We start from the raw sequence: 667 nt of genomic DNA, 5'->3' as shown, positions 1-667 counted from the left end.
GCTGCCGGTGCAGGTTCTTCTGGTTCCCCTTCACGACCAGGAGGTAGTGCGCCCGGTGCTCCCGGACCAGGCGGCGGGCGTGTTCGCGCTGGGTGTGCAGGGCATCGGCGGTGACGACCTTGGTGGTCAGGTCCAGGCCGGCCAGCAGCGGGACGAACGCCGGGATCTCGTTGCTTTTGGCCGCGACCTGCCGTTGCGCCACCACGGCCCGGCCGTCGTGCAGGGCCGCCGCCAGCAGGTGTGTCACCGTCCCGTCCGGGCGGCGGCTGCCCCGCAGGGTCTTGCCGTCCACCGCCACCGCCTCAGGCCCGGCGTCGTTCCCGGCCTCGGGGTCGTGGGCCAGCGCGGTCAGATAGGCGCCGATCGCCTCGTCGAAGGCGTCGCCGTCGAGGCGTGCCAGCAGCCGTCCCAGCGTGGTGACCGCAGGCCGTGCCGCCGGCAGCCCCAGGTCGGTGAGCACGCCTGCGTCCAGTTCCGCGGCGATTCTGCCGATCTTGGCCAGGCTGGTGGCACCGCTGAGCACGGCGACCAGGCACAACGCCAGCACCGGGCCGAGCCGGTACCGGCGGCCGCGGCGACGCCGCGGATCGGGAATGCGGTCCAGTACCTCCACCAGTGCCGGCAGGCCGGGCAGATCGGTGGCTGGACATGGCAGGACGACGCCCTC

The 667-nt window shown here is 73.5% G+C and carries 1 protein-coding gene; it reads right to left on the bottom strand.

Features of this window, described 5'->3' with window-relative positions:
* On the bottom strand, nucleotides 1-667 hold a 667-nt coding region (locus ABGB11_RS42440; protein WP_347641376.1), incomplete at both ends, for an ISAs1 family transposase.

It is taken from the genome of Actinomadura sp. B10D3, from assembly GCF_039871695.1.
Classification (GTDB): domain Bacteria; phylum Actinomycetota; class Actinomycetes; order Streptosporangiales; family Streptosporangiaceae; genus Spirillospora; species Spirillospora madurae.
The sequence above is the reverse complement of the archived record's forward strand: the minus strand, read 5'-3'. Positions and strand labels throughout refer to the sequence as shown.